Source organism: Clostridium isatidis (assembly GCF_002285495.1).
In the GTDB taxonomy this organism is placed as follows: Bacteria; Bacillota; Clostridia; order Clostridiales; family Clostridiaceae; genus Clostridium; species Clostridium isatidis.
Genome location: NZ_CP016786.1, coordinates 1087497 through 1107328, shown reverse-complemented (window position 1 = coordinate 1107328; position 19832 = coordinate 1087497). Strand labels below are relative to the sequence as shown.

Annotated in this window: 15 protein-coding genes, 1 pseudogene and 1 riboswitch; of the genes and pseudogenes, 13 read left to right on the top strand and 3 right to left on the bottom strand. The window is 30.2% G+C overall.

Annotated features, from left to right (window positions below):
- Positions 1-172: 172 nt before the first annotated feature.
- From BEN51_RS05225 to helD, 3 genes are all read left to right on the top strand, one after another.
- Entirely contained in the window at positions 173-898 is a 726-nt protein-coding gene (locus BEN51_RS05225) for a phosphatase (protein WP_119865022.1), read from the top strand.
- Between the two features lie 71 nt (positions 899-969).
- Positions 970-1077, top strand: a riboswitch (SAM riboswitch).
- Between the two features lie 111 nt (positions 1078-1188).
- A complete protein-coding gene (locus BEN51_RS05220; protein ID WP_119865021.1) occupies positions 1189-2079 on the top strand; it encodes a homoserine O-succinyltransferase in 891 nt (296 codons plus the stop codon).
- A 196-nt stretch (positions 2080-2275) separates the two neighbouring features.
- Positions 2276-4504, top strand: coding sequence for an RNA polymerase recycling motor HelD (gene helD, locus BEN51_RS05215; protein ID WP_119865020.1), 2229 nt, complete (start codon positions 2276-2278; stop codon positions 4502-4504).
- A gap of 110 nt (positions 4505-4614) precedes the next feature.
- Here helD and BEN51_RS05210 read toward each other — a convergent pair whose 3' ends face one another.
- Positions 4615-6258 carry a GMC family oxidoreductase gene (locus tag BEN51_RS05210; protein ID WP_119865019.1) on the bottom strand — a complete coding sequence of 548 codons (1644 nt, stop codon included), beginning with the start codon at positions 6256-6258 and terminating at the stop codon, positions 4615-4617.
- Positions 6259-6437: 179 nt separating this feature from the next.
- Here BEN51_RS05210 and BEN51_RS05205 point away from each other — a divergent pair, with 179 nt between their 5' ends.
- Positions 6438-6617: a hypothetical protein gene (locus BEN51_RS05205; protein ID WP_119865018.1), complete on the top strand. Its 180-nt coding sequence runs from the start codon at positions 6438-6440 to the stop codon at positions 6615-6617.
- A 53-nt stretch (positions 6618-6670) separates the two neighbouring features.
- On the opposite strand, the gene BEN51_RS05200 is transcribed toward BEN51_RS05205, so the two are convergent.
- Both BEN51_RS05200 and dapF read right to left on the bottom strand, forming a co-directional pair.
- The gene (locus tag BEN51_RS05200) at positions 6671-7852 is read right to left on the bottom strand and encodes an LL-diaminopimelate aminotransferase (protein WP_119865017.1); all 1182 of its coding nucleotides are present in this window, start codon (positions 7850-7852) and stop codon (positions 6671-6673) included.
- Between the two features lie 32 nt (positions 7853-7884).
- Positions 7885-8724, bottom strand: a complete 840-nt coding sequence (dapF, locus tag BEN51_RS05195; RefSeq protein ID WP_119865016.1) for a diaminopimelate epimerase — start codon at positions 8722-8724, stop codon at positions 7885-7887.
- A gap of 216 nt (positions 8725-8940) precedes the next feature.
- Here dapF and BEN51_RS05190 point away from each other — a divergent pair, with 216 nt between their 5' ends.
- The 9 genes and pseudogenes from BEN51_RS05190 (at position 8941) to BEN51_RS05150 (ending at position 19806) form a co-directional block, all read left to right on the top strand.
- A complete protein-coding gene (locus tag BEN51_RS05190; protein ID WP_119865015.1) occupies positions 8941-9666 on the top strand; it encodes a M15 family metallopeptidase in 726 nt (241 codons plus the stop codon).
- 139 nt (positions 9667-9805) lie between these two features.
- Entirely contained in the window at positions 9806-10348 is a 543-nt protein-coding gene (locus tag BEN51_RS05185; RefSeq protein ID WP_119865014.1) for an NAD(+)--rifampin ADP-ribosyltransferase, read from the top strand.
- Between the two features lie 240 nt (positions 10349-10588).
- Positions 10589-12304 (top strand): ABC transporter substrate-binding protein, encoded by a 1716-nt coding sequence (locus BEN51_RS05180; protein WP_119865013.1) that lies wholly within the window; start codon positions 10589-10591, stop codon positions 12302-12304.
- 26 nt (positions 12305-12330) lie between these two features.
- Positions 12331-13320 (top strand): ABC transporter permease, encoded by a 990-nt coding sequence (locus BEN51_RS05175; protein WP_119865012.1) that lies wholly within the window; start codon positions 12331-12333, stop codon positions 13318-13320.
- A gap of 2 nt (positions 13321-13322) precedes the next feature.
- Positions 13323-14300 carry an ABC transporter permease gene (locus BEN51_RS05170; protein WP_119865011.1) on the top strand — a complete coding sequence of 326 codons (978 nt, stop codon included), beginning with the start codon at positions 13323-13325 and terminating at the stop codon, positions 14298-14300.
- Entirely contained in the window at positions 14300-15256 is a 957-nt protein-coding gene (locus tag BEN51_RS05165) for an ABC transporter ATP-binding protein (protein ID WP_119865010.1), read from the top strand. Before BEN51_RS05170 ends, BEN51_RS05165 begins: the two co-directional genes overlap by 1 nt.
- A gap of 18 nt (positions 15257-15274) precedes the next feature.
- Entirely contained in the window at positions 15275-16270 is a 996-nt protein-coding gene (locus BEN51_RS05160) for an ABC transporter ATP-binding protein (protein ID WP_119865009.1), read from the top strand.
- Between the two features lie 88 nt (positions 16271-16358).
- Positions 16359-19135: pseudogene (locus BEN51_RS05155) on the top strand (glycoside hydrolase family 3 protein).
- Positions 19136-19221: 86 nt separating this feature from the next.
- Positions 19222-19806, top strand: a complete 585-nt coding sequence (locus BEN51_RS05150) for a uracil-DNA glycosylase family protein (protein ID WP_119865008.1) — start codon at positions 19222-19224, stop codon at positions 19804-19806.
- The last annotated feature ends 26 nt before the right edge of the window (positions 19807-19832 follow it).

Here is a 19832-nt window from a genome sequence, read left to right as displayed (position 1 = left end):
AAACAATATCCTCGTAAATGATAATAAATAATAAAATAAATTATAGTTTATCAAAAAAATCAAGATTTTAATAATAATAAATATTAATAAGGTGCAAGTTGCAATTTGAAAAATTAATGATATTATTAAATAGTAATTGATAAAGATAATATATATTATAAAGGGTGATAAAATGAAATTTAAGTTAGATGTTCATACTCATACAATAGCTAGTGGACATGCTTATTCAAGCTTAATGGAAAATGCTAAAGCAGCTTCTGAGAAGGGAATTAAAGTTTTAGGAACTACAGAACATGGAATTACTATGCCTGGTTCACCTCATATTTGGTATTTTTCAAATTACAGAGTCTTACCTAGAGAACTTTTTGGAGTTACCATGCTGTATGGCGTTGAAGCTAATATAATGGATTATGATGGTAATTTGGATATGGAAGATTCTATGTTAGATAAACTCGATATTGTAATTGGGAGTATACATACTGAAGTATATAATGTAGGAAATGTAGAGGAAAATACGAGAGCTTTTGTTAACGCAATAAAAAGAGGTAAAATTGATATAATAGGTCATTTAGGAAATCCAGCTGTTCCAGTTGATTATGAAGAAATAGTGATATGTGCAAAAGAAAATGATGTATTAATTGAAATAAATAATAGTTCCTTTACTACTTCTAGACCAGGAAGTTTTACAAATTGTAAAAAAATAGCTTTATTATGTAAGTTACATAATGCAAGGATTGTTATTAATAGTGATGCCCATTTCTGTACTAAAATTGGAGAATTTTCGGAGGCTATTGAAATGCTTCAATCTATAGATTTTCCTAAAAATCTTATTATAAATGATAATCCAAATGAATTATTAGAAAAGTTAAAGAAAAAAGGAAAGTTAAAGGATTTGTAAATATGATGTTAAATAGATATTGACAATGTATTTTTATTAAAGTAAAATTAATCCAAACTAAACAATCTTAAATCTTATCAAGAGTGGTGGAGGGACTGGCCCTATGAAACCCAGCAACAGCTGTCTAATTAAGATAGAAATGTGCTAATTCCAGCAGGAGTTTTCCTGAAAGATAAGAAGTGATAGAAAAATTTTAATATATTTTTGGAATTTGGTTTTTCCACTTCTTATTTTAAGAAGTGGTTTTTTATTTATTCTTATAATAAATAGCGTAGGAAAGGAGAGAAATTATGCCAGTAATTATTCCAGAAGGCTTACCAGCAGCTAAAATTCTTACAAATGAAAAGCTTCCTGTTATATATAAGGAGAAATTCAATAATGATTTAAAGACTATTAAGATAGGAATTTTAAATTTGATGCCTACAAAAATTAACACAGAAACTCAACTTTTAAGACTTCTTGCAAATACTGATATAAATGTAGAAGTTGAGCTTATTTATATTAAGGAGCATAAGTGTAAAAATACTCCTAAAGAACACCTCCTAAACTTTTATAGAAATTTCAAGGAAATAAAAAATGAAAAATTTGATGGATTTATAATAACAGGGGCACCAATTGAACATTTAGAATTTGAGGAGGTAGATTACTGGGAGGAACTAAAAGAGGTAATGAGTTATTCAGTAGAAAATGTTACTTCAACTTTTCATATATGTTGGGGAGCCCAAGCTGGCCTATATTATCATTTTGGTATTCCTAAATATCCTTTAGATAAGAAATTATTTGGTATTTTCTCGCATAAAGTAAATGATAAGAGTGCTAGTTTATTAAGGGGTTTTGATGATGAGTTTTATGTGCCTCATTCAAGACATACAGATATTTTAAAAGAAGATATTTATAAGGTTCCAGGACTTACTATTTTATCAGAATCAGAGGAGGCTGGAGTATATCTTGCTTATGCTAATAATGGAAAACAAATTTTTGCCACTGGCCATTCTGAATATGATTCTAATACTTTAAAGCAAGAATATGAAAGAGATAAATCAAAAGGTATTAATATAGATATACCAAAGAATTATTTTTCTAAGAATGATCCTAATAGTGAACCTATTGTAAGATGGAGAGCACATGCCAATTTATTATTTTCAAATTGGTTAAAATATTATGTTTGTAAGGATAGTTAATATATTATTATAAAAAAACCATTTGCAAAAATGCAAATGGTTTTAATTATTGACAAAAAAAATAAAAGTGATAACATAAAACAGATATCAACATTTTATGAGATATAATATAATTCCCTAATTATATTATACATCTTGCAAAAAACAATGTCAATAACTTTTTTATAAAATTAATCTATTAAGGGGAGTGATTTATTTGAATAATAATTCTGAATGGTTTGCTGAAAAGGAGTGGCTTCAAAAAGTCCTTACTGAAGTTAGAAAACAGCTAAATGAAAAGCGCAATTATAAAGAGCGTTTTAAAAAGGAATATATAGAAACTCATAAAGAAATGTGGGATAATATCGGTTCAGTTGCCATAAATAATGGATTAGATCAAGTTGTAGATTTTATGCAATTTATCAATTCAACTAAAATGCAAAAAAGAAATCATGAATTTACAAGACAAATGGAAGAAAAATATGAACAAATGCTATTATCACCTTATTTTGGGAGAATGGATTTTATTGAGCATGACAATGATAAAGCTGAAAAGTTTTATATAGGAATTTCTAATCTTATTAATGAGGAATTTGATTTTTTAGTATATGATTGGAGAGCACCGGTTTCAAGCATGTTTTATGAATATGAAATTGGAGAAGGAAAATATAAATCCCCTGAAGGAATAATTAATGGAAAGATAATCTTAAAGAGGCAATATAAAATTAATAATGGGAAAATTGAATACATGTTTGATAGTGATATTAATATAGAAGATGATGTGTTACAAGAGATTTTAGCTAAGAGCACAGATAATAAAATGAAATCAATAGTAACATCTATTCAAAGAGAGCAAAATCAAGTAATTCGTAATGAAGAATACAAGAATCTTATTGTTCAAGGTCCTGCTGGAAGTGGGAAAACATCTGTAGCTTTACATAGAATAGCTTATCTCTTATATAAATATAGAGAAAAAATAAATTCACGAAATATAGTAATATTTTCTCCTAATGATATTTTTAATGAATATATTTCTAATGTATTGCCACAGCTTGGGGAAGAAAATATGTATCAAACTACTTTTAAGGAGTTTATGAATAAAGCTTTAGGAGATGAATTTAAAAAAGAAGATTACTGTAATATGATGGAGTATATTTTTAGTTATAAAGATTTAAATATTTATGAGACAAGAATTATAAATATTAGATTTAAATCTTCTTTGGAATTTATTAATATATTAAAAGAATATGTTTCTTATCTAGAAAAAAAGAATAGAGATTTTAAGGATATAATTGTAAATGATAAGATGATAATATCTTCCAAAGAAATAGAAGAATTGTTTAATAAGGACTATAATAATATGCCTATAAAGAGAAGGCTGGATAAAATAAAGAATAGGATAATATTTCTTTTGGAGGCTTATGAAAAAGAACTAATAGAAGAAGCGGCTAATGTACTTGAAACTTCTGATTATTATACAAGTGAAAAAGAAATTAAGAAACAAAGTAGAGCTATTGCTAAAGATCAAATGTTAGAGGCATATAATGAGATAGATAGAATAACAAAATTCGATTTATTAGATATTTATAAAGAGCTTTTTGAAAAATTTAAGAATTTTTATAAGGGACCAAATATTGAAGAAATTAAATTCTATACACTTAATAAATTAAAAAATAAAGAATTGAATTATGAGGATCAAATTGCTTTACTTTATTTAAAGGTTGCAATGGGAGATGTTTCTGGAACTTCTGAAATAAAATATATAATTATTGATGAAGCTCAGGATTATACACCTTTACAATATGAAATATTAACCAATATTTTTAAATCTGCCAATATGACTATTCTTGGAGATTTACAACAATCAATAAATCCTTATATGAATTTAGGTTGTTATAATAATATTGACCATATTTTTCAAAAGGATAAAACTTGCTTGATAAATTTAACTAAAAGTTATAGGTCTACAATGGAAATTACAAAGTTTGCAAGAAAAATTTTAAATAAAGAAATTAATGATGAATATGTAGAAAGAAGTGGGGAAAAACCTTTTATTATAAATCTCTCAAGAGAAGAAGATATAAAAGAAAAATTAATTGAGGATATAAAGGTGTTTAAAGAAAAGGGATTTAAATCAATAGGTATTATAACAAAAAACATTAAAGAAGCAAAGAAAGTTTTTGATTATCTAAAAGATAAAATTCAGGTAAAAGCTATAATGAAGGATGATGATGAATATATTAGTGGTACCTTAATAATCCCTGCCTATCTAGCAAAGGGATTAGAATTTGATGTAGCACTTATATATAATGCAGGAGAAACAGTTTATAGCTGCGAAGAAGAAAGGCTTCTTCTTTATACAGCTTGCACAAGAGCACTCCATGTTTTAGGAATATATTATTCAGGTGAAATTTCACCATTATTAAAGGAAGCTATTAAAATATGATAGGAAGTTTGTTATATTTGCTCTAGCAAAGATTATGTCATATTAAAAAAATGATTATTTATAGGGATTAAATAAAAAGCAGGGAATGTTCCCTGCTTAATTTTTTTAAATCACCAAATATACCAAGGATAGATAGGATAGTAAGGATAATTTTTTCTATATCCATAAGTATCGTTAGCTAGTAGTTCCTTTGCAATTGTATAACCTACTAAATATGAAGCAGCTGCAGTATTTCCATCAACACTAAATGGAATAATAGAAGCATCTGCTACAATTAGATTTCTTACTCCATAAACTCTACCCGAATTGTCAACAACACCTCCATTATTTAATGGTCCCATGCTAAGAGAAGATTGCTGATGATGAGGATGTCCAAAGTTATTTCTTATATATTCTTCAAGTTTTTCATCATCATCTATTATATCCATTGTTGGAGATATTAGTTTATAAGCTGAATCAATTTTTGAGAGTTTTATAGCAATATTTTTAATATAATTTCGATATACTGCTTTAATAACTTCTAAGTCTTTTGGATTATTTAGATAGCCTTCATCAGCTAAAACTATTTTTAAGGGATCATTGTTTTGAATTTTGATAGAACCACGACTTTCTGGATGTAAGTATAGAATTATCAGTATTAATGAATTATTAGATACAGAACCTATTAGTTGAATACTTCGTTCCTCTTGATTTGCATCATGAAGAGGAATTGGTAAAAATGCCCCACCATTATAAAGAGCATTTGGATCTTTGTCAATTTCTACAAGATCATTTTCATTTAATGTAAATATTGCTGTATTAAGAGTATGATTAGAGAGGTTTCTTCCTACATTTGGATTGTTATAAATTACTGGGATATTTGCAGCTTTAAGTTCCTCTTCAGGACCTATACCCGAAAGTAGTAAAAGTTGAGTACTATTTATACCAGCAGATAAAATAATTCCCTTATTTGCAAAAGCTCGTTGAAGTTTTCCTTCTTTAAGGAAATCTACACCAGTAGCTACTTTATTAGAATTAAAAATAATTCGAAGAGCAGTTGATTTATAAAGTAATCTAAGTTTACGACCATTTTGCCCATAACCTTTTGGGCATACGACATCAGCAGATAGAAAAGCGGTAGAAGAACTTTCACGTTCTCCATTTGGTTTTTGGCTTAATTGCCACCTATAAAATGGACCGAGAGGAGTATTAGGATCATTGTAATCTAAGATTGTTTTATAACCTGTAGCAGCTTCTATTGCTAACACAAGTTTTTTTGTAATAGCTGGAACTGTTTCTGGAGTTTGTCTAATATCCAATCTGCCACCGTAGCCATGAGCCGCGGAATTAGTGGTTTTACCATTATAATTTTCAAGCTCAACAAAATTTCTTATTGCCTGTTGTGGTCCCCATATAGAACCTAAGTAATCTTCTAATTTTTTCAATACAAAGGTTGTAGGCCTTACATATTGTTCTCCATTTACAGAAGAACCGCCACCAGCAAGTCTACCAGTTGTCCATTCAAATATCTTTCCATTCAAATGCTTTTGTGGTGCTGTAACTCCCGGCCAGAAAAATTGAGGATAGTAATTTCCAAGATTTGTAGTAGAATCTCTGATTTCTATGTTTTTATCATTATTTTCCCCTGCTTCAAGCAAAAGAACCGAATTTCTTTTGTCATCACTAAGAGTTTTAGCTAATACAGCGCCGGCAGGACCAGTTCCTATAACAATATAATCAAAAGCATTAGAAGGATTGTCATTTATATTATTCATTTAAACACCACCTTTATAAGTTATTTTATGAACTAATAAAAAAATTGTTAATTTAAATACTATTAACAGTAAGTAAAGAGGAAAAAAATCATTTATATGGCAAAAAATGTATGGTATAATAATTTTGTAGTCCATTTGATATTACATTACATGGATATATTTAAAAGGGGAGAGATAATATGCAGAATATAGACTATAAAAGATTAAAAGAGGATTTATTGAAGAAGGTTGGTCCATCATCAATTATGCCGCTTATTATGAGCATTGATAATGCAGATGAAGATGAATTAGTTTTACTTGCAGAAGAATTTAAATTTGATATTTATGATTATATGAAGGATAATATTGTTTATAAATAGATTTATAAAAACACTGATTGTAACAATCAGTGTTTTTATTAAAGTTAAAAAATTTAAATTAGTATGGAAGAAATTTTTTTCATAGCGATTTCAACATTTTTTCTATCTCCAAAGGATGTAAGCCTAAAGAAACCTTCTCCATTCTTACCAAATCCAGAACCAGGAGAACCAACTGTATTAGCCCTTTCTAGTAGAAAATCAAAAAATTCCCACGATGTCATGCCCTTAGGACATTTTAACCATATATATGGTGAGTTTTCACCGCCAGTAAACCAGATATTCATATTCTGTAATGTATTACATATTATTTTCGCATTATCCATGTAATAATTAATAAACTTTGATATTTCTGCTTGCCCTTCTTCTGTAAAGGCAGCTTCTGCAGCCCGTTGAATAATGTAAGCTACTCCGTTAAATTTTGTAGTCTGCCGTCTTAGCCATAGCATATTTAAATGAACACCTTCAAATCTTAGTTCATTTGGGACAATAGTATAGCCGCATCTTGTTCCGGTAAAACCTGCATTTTTTGAAAGTGAGCAAATTTCTATAGCACATTTCTTGGCATCTTCAATTTCATAAATGCTTCTTGGCAGCTTCCTATCTTGAATATAGGCTTCATATGCTCCATCAAATATAATTACAGCATTACAAGATAATGCATAGTCTACCCATTCTTTTAGTTGATCTTTATTATATACTGCTCCAGTAGGATTATTAGGAGAACAGATGAATATTATATCGGCTTTAATATTTTTATCAGGCATTGGAAGAAAGTTGTTTTCTTCTGTTGCACACATAAATATTATTTTTCTACCAGCCATAATATTTGTATCCATGTAAACTGGATAAACAGGATCAGGTATCAATACAGTGTTATCATTTGAAAAAATATCAAGTATATTACCTAAATCACTATTTGCACCTTCACTAATGAATATTTCATTTTCTTCTAAAAAAACACCTCTTTTTTCATAATAAGTGCGAATAGCAGTTTTTAAAAAGTTATATCCGTGTTCAGGGCCATATCCTCTGAAAGTATGTTTTGAACTCATTTCAGAAACAGCTTTGTGTAGTGCATTTATTACAGCAGTTGGAAGAGGCTGGGTTACATCTCCAATACCTAGATTAATTATTTCTTTTTTAGGATATTTACTTTTATAATCCTCTACTTTTTTTGTTATAGTAGAAAATAAATAATTATTTTCTAGCTTTAAATAATTACTATTAATCTTCATACATCACTTCCCCTTATTTGTAATATTTTTAATTAAATTTCTATATAACCGTCAAATACCTTTTCAGCTTTACCAGTCATTAGTATTCTTTCATTTGTATAGTTAATAATAAGTTCTCCGCCCTTTAGAATAACATAAATATCTTCTCCCTTATTACAAAATCTATTTTCAACAGCAGCTACAGCAGCAGCACAAGCTCCTGTTCCACAAGCTAAAGTTTCACCACTACCGCGTTCCCAAACCCTCATTTTAATAGTGTTTTTGTCTATAACCTTAACGAATTCAGTGTTTATTCTTTCAGGAAAAATAGGGAAATTTTCGAAATTTGGTCCAATACTCATTAAATTAAGGGTTTCTATATTATCTTGAAAAACAACGCAATGAGGATTTCCTATTGAAACACAGGTTATTTTATAATCCTCACCATTTATGGATATTTTTCTATTAATTATTTTTTCTCCATTAAGTTTAACAGGAATCTTTGAAGGTAAAAATTCTGCTTTACCCATATCTACAGTCACTGATGAAACTAAGTTATTTATTATATGAAGTGTTAAATTTTTTACCCCGCTTATAGTTTCAATAGTTACATTTTTCTTTTTAATAATTTCATTATCAAATAAATATTTTCCTATGCATCTTATTGCATTTCCACACATTTTTCCTTCACTTCCATCAGCATTAAACATACGCATTTTCGCATCTGCTTTATTTGATTTGTAAATTAGTACAATTCCATCACCTCCAATACCGAAATGTCTGTTGGAGATAGATTTTGAGAGTTCTTCAGGTTTATTAATGTCATGATTGATACAATTAAAGAAAATATAATCATTACCACAGCCATGCATTTTTGTAAATTCAATTTTCATCTCATCACCTCTAAGAAAATATGAGAATAATTATTAAATAAATATGACAAGCTTTATTTTTAACAATTCTGTAACTATTTTGGTTAAGATAAGGCATTATAATATAAAATATTCAATGTATGAAAAATATGATAATTAATTAAACTAAATAATTATTAGAAGTTATTTTTTAGAAGTTATTTTGTTTATATTAAAGCAGGAAAGGAAGTGCTTAATATGGCAAAGAAAAACAAAAGTATAAGAATTTTTAGTATATTAATTTTACTAGGGGCTATATTTTTTATTTTCTCTGATGATATAATTAGATATTTTAATATATGGAATAATAAGCAATCAAAAATATCGGAGAAAGAAAATAGCTTTAATAATATTTCTTTAAATAATTCCATGAATAATAATAAACAGAATATTCTATTGGTAAACAAAGAATATGGACTAGAAAAAGGATATGAGCCAGATGATTTAGAAGCTATACAGGTAAATTCAAATAAGGAAATTTTATTAAGAAAAGAAGCAAGTGAAAATTTAAAAAGAATGTTTAAAGATGCTGAAAAAGAGGGAATATATCTACTTGCAGTTTCAGGTTATAGATCCTATGAATATCAGGAAGATGTTTATACTACTGAGGTTTTTAATCGGGGAGAAGAGTATGCGGATAAATATGTTGCAAAACCAGGTTATAGCGAACATCAAACGGGACTTGCTGTAGATGTTTTAGCAGAGAATTATACAGATATGGATATAAATTTTGAGAATACTGAAGAGTGTAGATGGCTGCACAATAATATGTACAAGTATGGATTTATACTAAGATACATAAAAGGCAAGGAAGATATTACTGGATATAGCTATGAACCTTGGCATATTCGATATGTTGGTATTGAACATTCTAATAAAATAAAAGAAAAAGGCGTATGCTTAGAGGAATATTTAGGTAAGTAGGGAATATGTAAATATATATAAAAATAGAGACTATATTAATATACTTGGAAAGAAAAAATTTAAGATAATAAATTATAATATTAACCTAAATCAAGAATGGGTAAAATATAATATAAAAATTCTTTGGAGGTAAAATTAAATGGATATAAGGTTTGATCCAAATAACCATATTATTAAACTATGCATGAATGGAATGAATTTAGAAGAGACAGGAAATATTGAAGAAGCAATAAATATTTTTAAAAAAGCCTGGGAAGAAGCAGAAGATGAATATGAAAGATTTATAACAGCTTATCATCTAGCTAGAGTACAAAAAAGTATTGAGGATAAATTAAAGTGGATGGAAACCTCTTTACAATTTGCTCTAAAAATAAATGATGTAAATGTAAAGAGTGCCTATTCAACTTTGTATTTGAATATTGCAAAATGTTATGAAATATTATCTGACTATGATAATGCTAGAAGAAATTATGAACTATCAGAGTTATATAAAGATGAACATTTTGATAAAGGACCTTTTTATCATGGAACAAAGGCAGATTTGAAAGTAGGGGACTTATTAACCCCAGGTGGAAAGTCAAATTACAAAGATGATTTTATAATGAACCATATTTATTTTACTGCAAATATTAAGGGAGCAATATTAGCAGCTGCATTAGCAAAGGGTGAAGGCAAAGAATAGTAGCAGATATATATAATCTGCTATTTTTGTATTTTATCGCAAATATTAATATTTTGATTATTTATGCGATATATAGGAATTATTTGAAATATTTAGAATATCAATATAATGATTACAAATATTATAGGGGGAGACTTAAAATTATTTCTAGTGATACTGGCTAAATACACTTAATGTAAACGTATACTAAATAATGAGTTTAGTAGAATAATTAATTAAACTATTTAGGGGGATAGTAATATGAAAGTTAAAAAAATTCTAAGCCTTATTTGTTCGGTTGTTATTGCTGCAGGGTTATTTGCAGGATGTAATTCAAGTGAAGGAAATAAAGGACAAGCTGGTGATAATGAAAAACCAGCAGTTCTAACTACTTTACTTGAGTCTTCCCAAGGCTGGGTTAGAAATTTTAATCCATATAATAAGCCAGCTCAATTTGTGGAAGGATTTATGTATGAGCCATTAGTTATTTTTGATGCTAATAATGGCGGTAAAGAGGTAATGTGGTTAGCTGAAGACATTATAAGTGAAGAGGATAACAAAACTCTTATTGTAAAGGTAAGACAAGGAGTTAAATGGAGTGATGGTGAAGATTTTAATGCTGATGACGTTGTGTTCACATTTACTTATCCAAAGGATCATCCAGATATAGATACAAGTGGTAACTGGAGTGGTGATAATCCTAAGTTAGAATCAGTTGAAAAGCTTGATGATTATACAGTTAAAATTGTAGCTTCAACTCCAAATGTTTTCCATAGAAAAGATATTTTCTTTCAAAACTGGATGGTACCAGAGCATGTATTCTCTAAGATTTCAGATCCAGCAACAGCAGTATTAGAAGAGCCTGTAGTTACAGGAGCTTTTTCAGAAGTTAAAGACTTTACACCAGAGATGGTTGTTTTGGGAAGAAACCCAAATTACTGGAAGGCAGATGATTTAGAAGTAGATGAATTGAGAATACCTCAATTTGATGGAAATGATGCTGCATTAGCACTATTAGAAGATGGAAATATTGACTGGGCTTATATTATGATACCAGATATAGAAAAAACTTATGTTAAGGGAGATGCCCATAAGAAGTATTGGTATGGTAAAAATGACGGTATGAGATTAACCTTTAATTATATGACTAAAAATGAAAATAATAAAAAAGCTTTTGAATCAGTAGATTTTAGAAGAGCCGTATCGTTAGCAACTGATAGAAAAACTATAAATGAATCTGCGGCATTTGGTTATTTAAGTGATGAAGTACCAACAGTTACAGGATTACCATCAATGTTGTCTTCTTATATAAATGAAGAGGCTCAGACCCTTTCAGATCCTTATACTAAGTTTGATTTAGAAAAAGCAGCAAAAATTCTAGATGAAGCAGGATTTGTTGATAAAGATGGAGATGGTTATAGAGATAATCCAGATGGAACACCAATTAAGTTTGAAATTATATCTCCAGCTGGCTGGACAGATTGGAATGATGGTGCACAAATAATTGCAGAACATTTACAAAAAATTGGTATAAATGCTATTAATGCACCTAAAGAACTGGGAGTTGTTATTGAAGCTTGGGGAACTGGTGAATTTGATATGTTATACACAGCTTATGGTCAAAATACTAACATATGGAAATATTATTTTGATACAATTGGTGACCAAGCAAGGTTCCTAACAAGTACTTGGTGGTCTACTTGCCAAAATAATTATAAAAATGATGAAATGACAGCTCTAATAGAAGAATTGGCAGTAGCTGACGAAGAAAGACAAGCTGAAATAATAGCTACAATAGAAAAATTCTTTGCAGAAAATATGATAAATGTACCGATATTATTTAATGGAAAATGGCATATTTACAATGATTCAAGATTTACAGGATGGACAGTTGAGGAAGGTAAAGGACCAGATCCAGCAAACTGTATTCATGATTCTAAGATATTACAATTATTAGAACTTAAACCTGTTAAATAAATTATAAATAAGGGGAGGGAAGAAAAATGAAATATCTTTTAAAAAGATTAGCCTTTTATTTTATGGCATTTATTGGAGCATTTTCATTAAACTTCTTTCTTCCTCGTCTTATGCCAGGTGATCCTGTCCAAATGAGATTAGGAGAGCTTGCAAGGCAAGGTGGGAAAGTAGATCCAGCTACTATAGAAGCTATTGAAAAAATGTTTGGAATAAATAGCAATGAACCTTTAATAGTAACTTATTTTAGAAATTTCATTGATATTTTAAAAGGTGATTGGGGGATCTCTTTTACAAATAACCTATATCCTGTTACTGAAGTAATAAAAAGACCATTGGGATGGACAGTATTTCTATGTGGAACAGCACTAATAATATCATTTATTATTAATACGGCTTTAGGTATATTTGTTGCGTGGAGAAGAGGAAGTAGATTAGATACGACTTTAACAGTTGGTGGACAAATTATAGCAAATATTCCGGCTGTAATAATTGCGTTAACTTTAAGCTATACGCTAGCATATAATGGATTTTTTCCTAAAGGATATGCAGTAACTCCATTACTATATGCAAAGGGTTTTGAATATGTAAAGGATGTTGTATATCATGCTTTCTTACCGGTAACAGCTATCATTTTAGGTAGTCTTGGTGGAATAATGGGTATGAGGGCTAATATGATAAATCAATTAGGAGAAGACTATATAGTTATGGGAATTGCAAAAGGCGTTCCTGATAAAAAGATTATGTTTAAGTACTGTGCTAGAAATGCATTGTTACCAGTAGTAACCTCCTTTGCTATGTCAGTTGGATTTTTACTTGGTGGACAGCTACTTATAGAAAACATATTTAACTATCCAGGATTAGGAAAACTTATGATTCAGGCTATTAACGGAAGGGACTATCCACTAATGCAAGGTATTTTGCTTATGACAACTATTTTGATGTTGACAACCAATTTTATTGCTGATATAAGTGTTTTTCTTTTAGACCCAAGAATTAGAAGACAATCAGGAGAATAATTATGGGAAGTACGAGGTATAATGTGGTGAAGAAATTTTCAAATTCTAAAATAGTTAATTTTTTAAAAGATAGTCCTAAAACTGTTGTTGGATTGATCTTAATATCAATTGTACTTGTATTAACTCTTGGAGCTAAATTATTTACACCATATGGACCGATGGAAACCTTTGATGGCTTATGGCGTGCAGCACCATCAGCTGAGCATATTCTTGGAACTACACAAGCTGGTAAAGATGTATGGACCCAAACCTTATATGGTGGAAGAGTATCAATATTAGTTGGAATTTTTGCAGGTTCAATAGCAGTTCTTTTAAGCTTAATAGTTGGAATTACTGCAGGTTATTTTGGAGGTATAGTTGATAATATTATTACAACTATAATTAATATAATTATGGTTATTCCTCAAACAGTATTGTTATTAATAATAGCATCAATGGTAGGAAGAATTTCTCCATTAGCAATTGGAATTATTATAGGAATTACTTCCTGGCCATGGGGAGCACGTATTTATAGGGCACAAACTATGAGTTTAAGAAATAGAGAATTTATTAGATCGGCAGAAACCTTGGGAGAGTCAAAGATACGTACATTGTTTGTGGAAATAATGCCTAATATGTTGTCAATGATAACTTCAGGATTTATCGGTACACTAATATATGCCATTATGGCACAATCTTTTATTGAGTTTATTGGCTTTGGCGATAGAATGTCAGTGACTTGGGGACAAATGTTAAATAATGCCCAAAGCACAGGAGCTTTAAGTAGTGGTGTATGGTGGGAAATATTAGGACCAAGTGTATTTCTTATATTATTCGGCTCAGGTTTAACATTAGTAAACTTCTCAATTGATGAATTATCTAATCCAAAATTAAGGGCTCAAAGGATTATGAGAAAATATTATAAAGAAAAGAAAGCCCAAGAAAAATTATTAAGGAAACAAGTTGTAGGAATTACTAATAATAAAGGAGGGATTAAGTGATGGGAGCAGTACTTGAAGTAGAAAATCTTTGTGTTGATTATATAACAGAAAATGGACACATAAGAGCTGTAGATAATGTAAGCTTTGTCATTGAGGAAGGTAAAAGCTTAGGATTAGCAGGAGAATCAGGCTGTGGCAAAAGTACTATTGCCTATTCACTAATGAGACTGCATAGACCTCCGGCACTTATTAATAGGGGAAAAATAATAATGGACGGCAAAGATATTTTATCTTTATCAGAGAATGAATTACAAAAGTTTAGATGGAAAAAGATAAGTATGGTTTTTCAATCAGCTATGAATTGTTTAAATCCAGTTGTCACTCTTGAAAAACAATTTTTTGAACTATATAGGACTCATGACATTACTAAAAGTAGAAAAGAAGCAAGAAAGATGGCTGAAGAACTTTTAAAAATAGTTGGAATTCCCCCAGAGCGTTTAAAAGATTATCCTCATCAGCTCTCAGGAGGAATGAGACAACGTGCTGTAATTGCAATGGCACTAGCCCTTAAACCTAAACTCCTTATATTAGATGAACCGACTACAGCCTTAGATACGGTGGTTCAAAGAGATATATTACAAAAAATATACGAGTTAAAAAAAGAATTTAATTTTTCAATTTTGTTTATTACCCATGATATTAGCTTAATGATGGAATTTTGTGATACAGTAGCTATTATGTATGCAGGAAAAATTGTTGAACAAGCACCTTCAAAAAAGATACTTAAAAAACCACAACATCCATATTCTTATGGTTTAAAAAATTCATTCCCTTCTTTACAAGGGGAAGTAAAATACATGGAAGGTATTCCAGGTTCGCCATTAGATTTAAAATGTATCCCTAAAGGATGTAGATTCCAGGATAGATGTTTTAAAGCAACTAAGATATGTTTTGAAAAAGAACCAGAAATAAGTTTATTAGACGAAGGATTCTTCTTTTGTCATAATCCATTATAATAATAAGGGAGATTTGATATGAAAGTAGAAGAAAATAGAAAGCCAATATTTAGTGCAAAAAATGTAACGATGGATTTTAAAGTTGCTAGAAAAGGCATATTTGCAAAGAAAAGTACTATTCGTGCTTTAAATGACATATCTTTTGAATTATATCCTGGAGAAGCATTAGCTATAGTTGGAGAATCTGGTTGCGGTAAGTCTACTATTTGTAGAATTGCCATGAGATTTTATAAGCCAACTTATGGAAAAATGTATTTTGATAATGAGAATATTCATGAATTGAAAGGTGAAAAGCTTAAAGAATATAGGCAAAAATCACAAATGATTTTTCAAGATCCCTTTTCATCTTTGAATCCATTATTTAATATATATTATCATCTTAAAAGACCATTACAACTTTATCATACTTCAGATAAAGAGACAATGTATAAAAAGATGGATGAATATTTAACAATGGTTGGTCTAACACCACCTAAAGAACAAGGAGAAAAATTCCCTCACCAACTTTCAGGAGGACAAAAGCAAAGAGCTTATATTGCAAGAGTCCTAGCAGTTGGTGCAGATGTAATTTTTGCTGATGAACCCACCTCTATGTTGGATGTATCAATAAGATTGGGGATTTTAAACTTACTAAATAAACTCAAAAAAGAAATGAAAAAATCTTTTATATATATTACTCATGATATTGCTACAGCAAGATATTTTGCTGATAGAATAATAGTATTATATGCTGGTCATATGGTTGAGTGGGGAGATGTAGATAAAGTAATTTGTAATCCAAAACATCCATATACGAAACTTCTTATAGCTGCAGCTCCAGATCCAGAAAGAGAAGAAAAAATTGATTTGCCTGTTATAAGAGATAAAGATACAGAAATAAGACAGTGGACTCCTGAAAGTAAGGGGTGTCCTTTTAGAACAAGATGTCCAGAAGCAAGAGAAATTTGTGCAAGTAAATGTCCGGAAGCAAGAGAAGTGGAATCTGGACAATTCATTAGATGTATACATGGTTAGCTAGTATAAAATTATTTCGCTATAAATCCTAGAGTTATAGGCTCTGGGATTTATTAATTAAATAAATTAATAGTTTGTGGAGGATAATATGGGAGGTTATAAATTAGATTTAAAAAAGTATGCAAGCATTGCAAGGCAGGCAGCAGCTGAAAGCTGTGTTTTATTAAAAAATGATTATAATGCGCTTCCTCTAAGAGGTGGGGATAGGGTAGCTGTATTTGGAAGAAGCGCCTTTAATTACTATAAAAGTGGAGTAGGTTCAGGTGGACTTGTAAATACAAGATATGTAGTTAGTATTTTAGATGCTTTAAGAGCAAATAAAAATATTATTTTAGATGAAAACTTACTGAAAGTATATGAAGAATGGATAAAAGAAAACCCATTTGATGAAGGCAGAGGATGGGGGACTGTACCTTGGTCCCAAAAAGAAATGAAGCTAGAAGATTCAGTAGTAAAAGCTGCATCAAATGCAGATATAGCTTTAGTTATAATAGGCCGTACTGCAGGAGAAGACCAGGATAATAAAAATGTGCCTGGTAGTTACCTATTAACTGAAGAAGAAGAAATTATGATTGAAAAAGTTACTAAGACCTTTAAAAGAACAGTTGTAATTTTAAATGTCGGTAACATTATAGATATGAAATGGGTAGAAAAATATAATCCTTCCTCCGTTCTTTATGTGTGGCAAGGAGGCCAAGAGGGAGGAAATGGTGTTCTTGATGTTCTAAGTGGTAAAGTAAATCCATGTGGGAAATTAACAGATACAATTGCTAAAAATATTGAAGACTATCCATCAACTGAAAACTTTGGTGGCATGGAAAGAAATTATTATAAAGAAGATATTTATGTAGGCTATCGTTATTTTGAAACCTTTGCAAAGGATAAAGTTATGTATCCCTTTGGCTATGGACTGTCTTATAGTAATTTTAAAATAGATGGGAAAATTTCAAATGTAACAAGTAAAGAAGTAGTTGTTGAAGCTAGTGTAACCAATATAGGAAGCCTGCCAGGAAAAGAAGTTGTTCAAGTATATATAGAAGTTCCCCAAGGAAAGCTTGGAAAACCAGCCAGATCCCTTGTAGGATTTGCAAAAACTAATATAATAAGTCCATTAGAAAAGGAAAAAGTAGAAATAAAAATCCCAAAATACTATTTTGCTTCTTATGATGATAGCGGAATAACTGGGCATAAGTCCTCCTATTTATTAGAAGAGGGTATTTACAAGCTTTATATTGGGTCAGATGTTAGAAGTGCAAAACTTTTTGGTAAGTTTAAGGAAGAATTTACTTTATTAGAAAAGCTAGAAGAGGCATGTGCACCAACAGCTTCCTTTAAACGTTTTAAGCCAGCTCTTAGTGAAGATGGCACTTATAAAGTTATAATGGAGGATGTTCCTAAAAGAACTATAAATCCATATAAAAGAATGGAAGAAAGACGTGAATCTGAAATTCCCTATACTGGTGATAAGGGCTATAAGCTAGGAGATGTATTTGATAAAAAGGTAGATTTAGATAGTTTTGTTGCCCAATTAAGTGACGATGATTTAATTCATATATTCAGGGGAGAGGGAATGTGTAGTCCTAAGGTAACACCAGGAACAGCATCAGCCTTTGGTGGAGTTACAGAAGAATTAAGAAGTTTTGGAATACCAATTGCCTGTTGTGCAGATGGACCTTCAGGTATCCGTATGGATTGTGGAACTAAGGCATTTTCACTGCCAAATGGAACAGCATTAGGTTGTACATTTAATATAGAACTAGTAGAAGAACTTTATAAAATGACAGGAAAAGAACTAAGAAAAAATAAGATAGACTCACTTTTAGGACCAGGAATGAATATTCATAGAAATCCATTAAATGGACGTAACTTTGAATATGTTTCCGAAGATCCCTTATTAACGGGAAAAATAAGTGCTGCCCAAGTAAGTGCTATGCAGTCACAAGGTGTTGCTCCAACTGTTAAGCATTTTTGTGCCAATAACCAAGAAGTATCTAGACATTATGCAGATTCAATAGTATCAGAAAGGGCCCTTCGTGAAATTTACTTAAAGGATTTGAAATTGTAGTTAAAGAAGCTAATTTACGTTCTATTATGACCAGTTATGGCCCGGTAAATGGCATTTGGACTGCAGGAAACTATGACTTATGTACAACAATCCTTAGAAAAGAATGGGGTTTTCATGGCATAGTTATGTCAGACTGGTGGGGAAAAGCAAATATAGAAGGTGAAAAAGCTACAAAAGAAAATAAGTATCCTATGGTAGCTGCCCAAAATGATTTATATATGTGCGTAGCAGATTCAAAAGCAAATCCTGAAAATGATAATGTTAAAGAAAAGCTAGAAAGTGGCGATTTAAAAAGAAGTGACCTACAAAGAAATGCAAAAAACATTCTAAAGTTTATAATGAAATCACCAGCTATGCTACATGAACTAGGTCGTATTAGTGAAGAAGAATTAAAGGAAATTAATAAAAGAGATGAAGATGACATTAAAATAGATGATATAGTTTACTATAAAGCAGATAAAAATACTAACAATATTATTATTGATGGAAGTGTATTTAACAATAAAAAAGGCAATTCAGAGATTTTTGGTATTACTGTTAATGAATATGGTGTATATGATATTTCAATAAAAATGAAATCAGACCTAGGACCACTTGCCCAATTACCACTATCTATATATTATGATAACGCCTTAAAATCAACTATTACCTTTAGGGGAACTGAAGGAAAATATATTACAGAAACTAGAACATTAGGTTTTGTTTTTGGAGTAAACCATTATATTAAACTATACTTTGGAGCTGATGGGATAGAGCTTGATAAGATTGAAATTATCCTGAAGGAAAAAGCTAAATTTTAGCCATTTTTATTTAAGAGGTATAGATAATAAAGGGTCAATAGTAGGTGCATACTAATGATATTGAAATCTAAATAGGAGCTGGTAATATGGCAATTTTTAAAGAAATTGAAGAAGAAATAATGAAAGATGAGATGAATGCAATCTATACAGAAAAAGGAATCCTACCGTTATTTAAAGCCTCTAAAGATGCTCGCATTGTTATCGTGGGTCAAGCACCGGGACGTAAGGCAGAAGAAACACATTTGTTTTGGAATGATCCAAGTGGTGATCGCTTACGAGAATGGATGGGCATATCTAGGGAGATATTCTATAAAACTGATCGTATAGGTCATTTACCTATGGATTTTTATTATCCAGGAAAAGCAAAGACAGGAGATAAGCCACCTAGAAAAGGCTTTGCAGAAAAATGGCATCAAAGGATACTAAAAGAAATGCCAAAGGTTGAAACCATAATTCTTGTGGGAAGTTACGCCCAAAAATATTATTTAGGTAAAAGCCGTAAAAAGAATTTAACGGAAACAGTTAAGAATTTCAAGGAATATTTACCTGAATATCTACCATTAGTCCATCCTTCTCCATTAAATTATGGTTGGCTAAAGCAAAACCCATGGTTTGAAAGTGATGTTTTACCTATATTAAAAACAATTGTAGAAAATAGCCTTAATCCCTAACAAGATGAGAATGCAAGGGCACTTTG

What these genes read in the sequence shown, in the direction of transcription:
- BEN51_RS05170 (WP_119865011.1), top strand. Translation starts at nt 13,323, where the DNA reads ATGGGAAGTACGAGGTATAATGTGGTGAAGAAATTTTCAAATTCTAAA.
- BEN51_RS05175 (WP_119865012.1), top strand. Translation starts at nt 12,331, where the DNA reads ATGAAATATCTTTTAAAAAGATTAGCCTTTTATTTTATGGCATTTATT.
- BEN51_RS05185 (WP_119865014.1), top strand. Translation starts at nt 9,806, where the DNA reads ATGGATATAAGGTTTGATCCAAATAACCATATTATTAAACTATGCATG.
- BEN51_RS05180 (WP_119865013.1), top strand. Translation starts at nt 10,589, where the DNA reads ATGAAAGTTAAAAAAATTCTAAGCCTTATTTGTTCGGTTGTTATTGCT.
- BEN51_RS05190 (WP_119865015.1), top strand. Translation starts at nt 8,941, where the DNA reads ATGGCAAAGAAAAACAAAAGTATAAGAATTTTTAGTATATTAATTTTA.
- BEN51_RS05150 (WP_119865008.1), top strand. Translation starts at nt 19,222, where the DNA reads ATGGCAATTTTTAAAGAAATTGAAGAAGAAATAATGAAAGATGAGATG.
- BEN51_RS05225 (WP_119865022.1), top strand. Translation starts at nt 173, where the DNA reads ATGAAATTTAAGTTAGATGTTCATACTCATACAATAGCTAGTGGACAT.
- BEN51_RS05205 (WP_119865018.1), top strand. Translation starts at nt 6,438, where the DNA reads ATGCAGAATATAGACTATAAAAGATTAAAAGAGGATTTATTGAAGAAG.
- dapF (WP_119865016.1), bottom strand. Translation starts at nt 8,724, where the DNA reads ATGAAAATTGAATTTACAAAAATGCATGGCTGTGGTAATGATTATATT.
- BEN51_RS05200 (WP_119865017.1), bottom strand. Translation starts at nt 7,852, where the DNA reads ATGAAGATTAATAGTAATTATTTAAAGCTAGAAAATAATTATTTATTT.
- BEN51_RS05160 (WP_119865009.1), top strand. Translation starts at nt 15,275, where the DNA reads ATGAAAGTAGAAGAAAATAGAAAGCCAATATTTAGTGCAAAAAATGTA.
- BEN51_RS05165 (WP_119865010.1), top strand. Translation starts at nt 14,300, where the DNA reads ATGGGAGCAGTACTTGAAGTAGAAAATCTTTGTGTTGATTATATAACA.
- BEN51_RS05220 (WP_119865021.1), top strand. Translation starts at nt 1,189, where the DNA reads ATGCCAGTAATTATTCCAGAAGGCTTACCAGCAGCTAAAATTCTTACA.
- BEN51_RS05210 (WP_119865019.1), bottom strand. Translation starts at nt 6,258, where the DNA reads ATGAATAATATAAATGACAATCCTTCTAATGCTTTTGATTATATTGTT.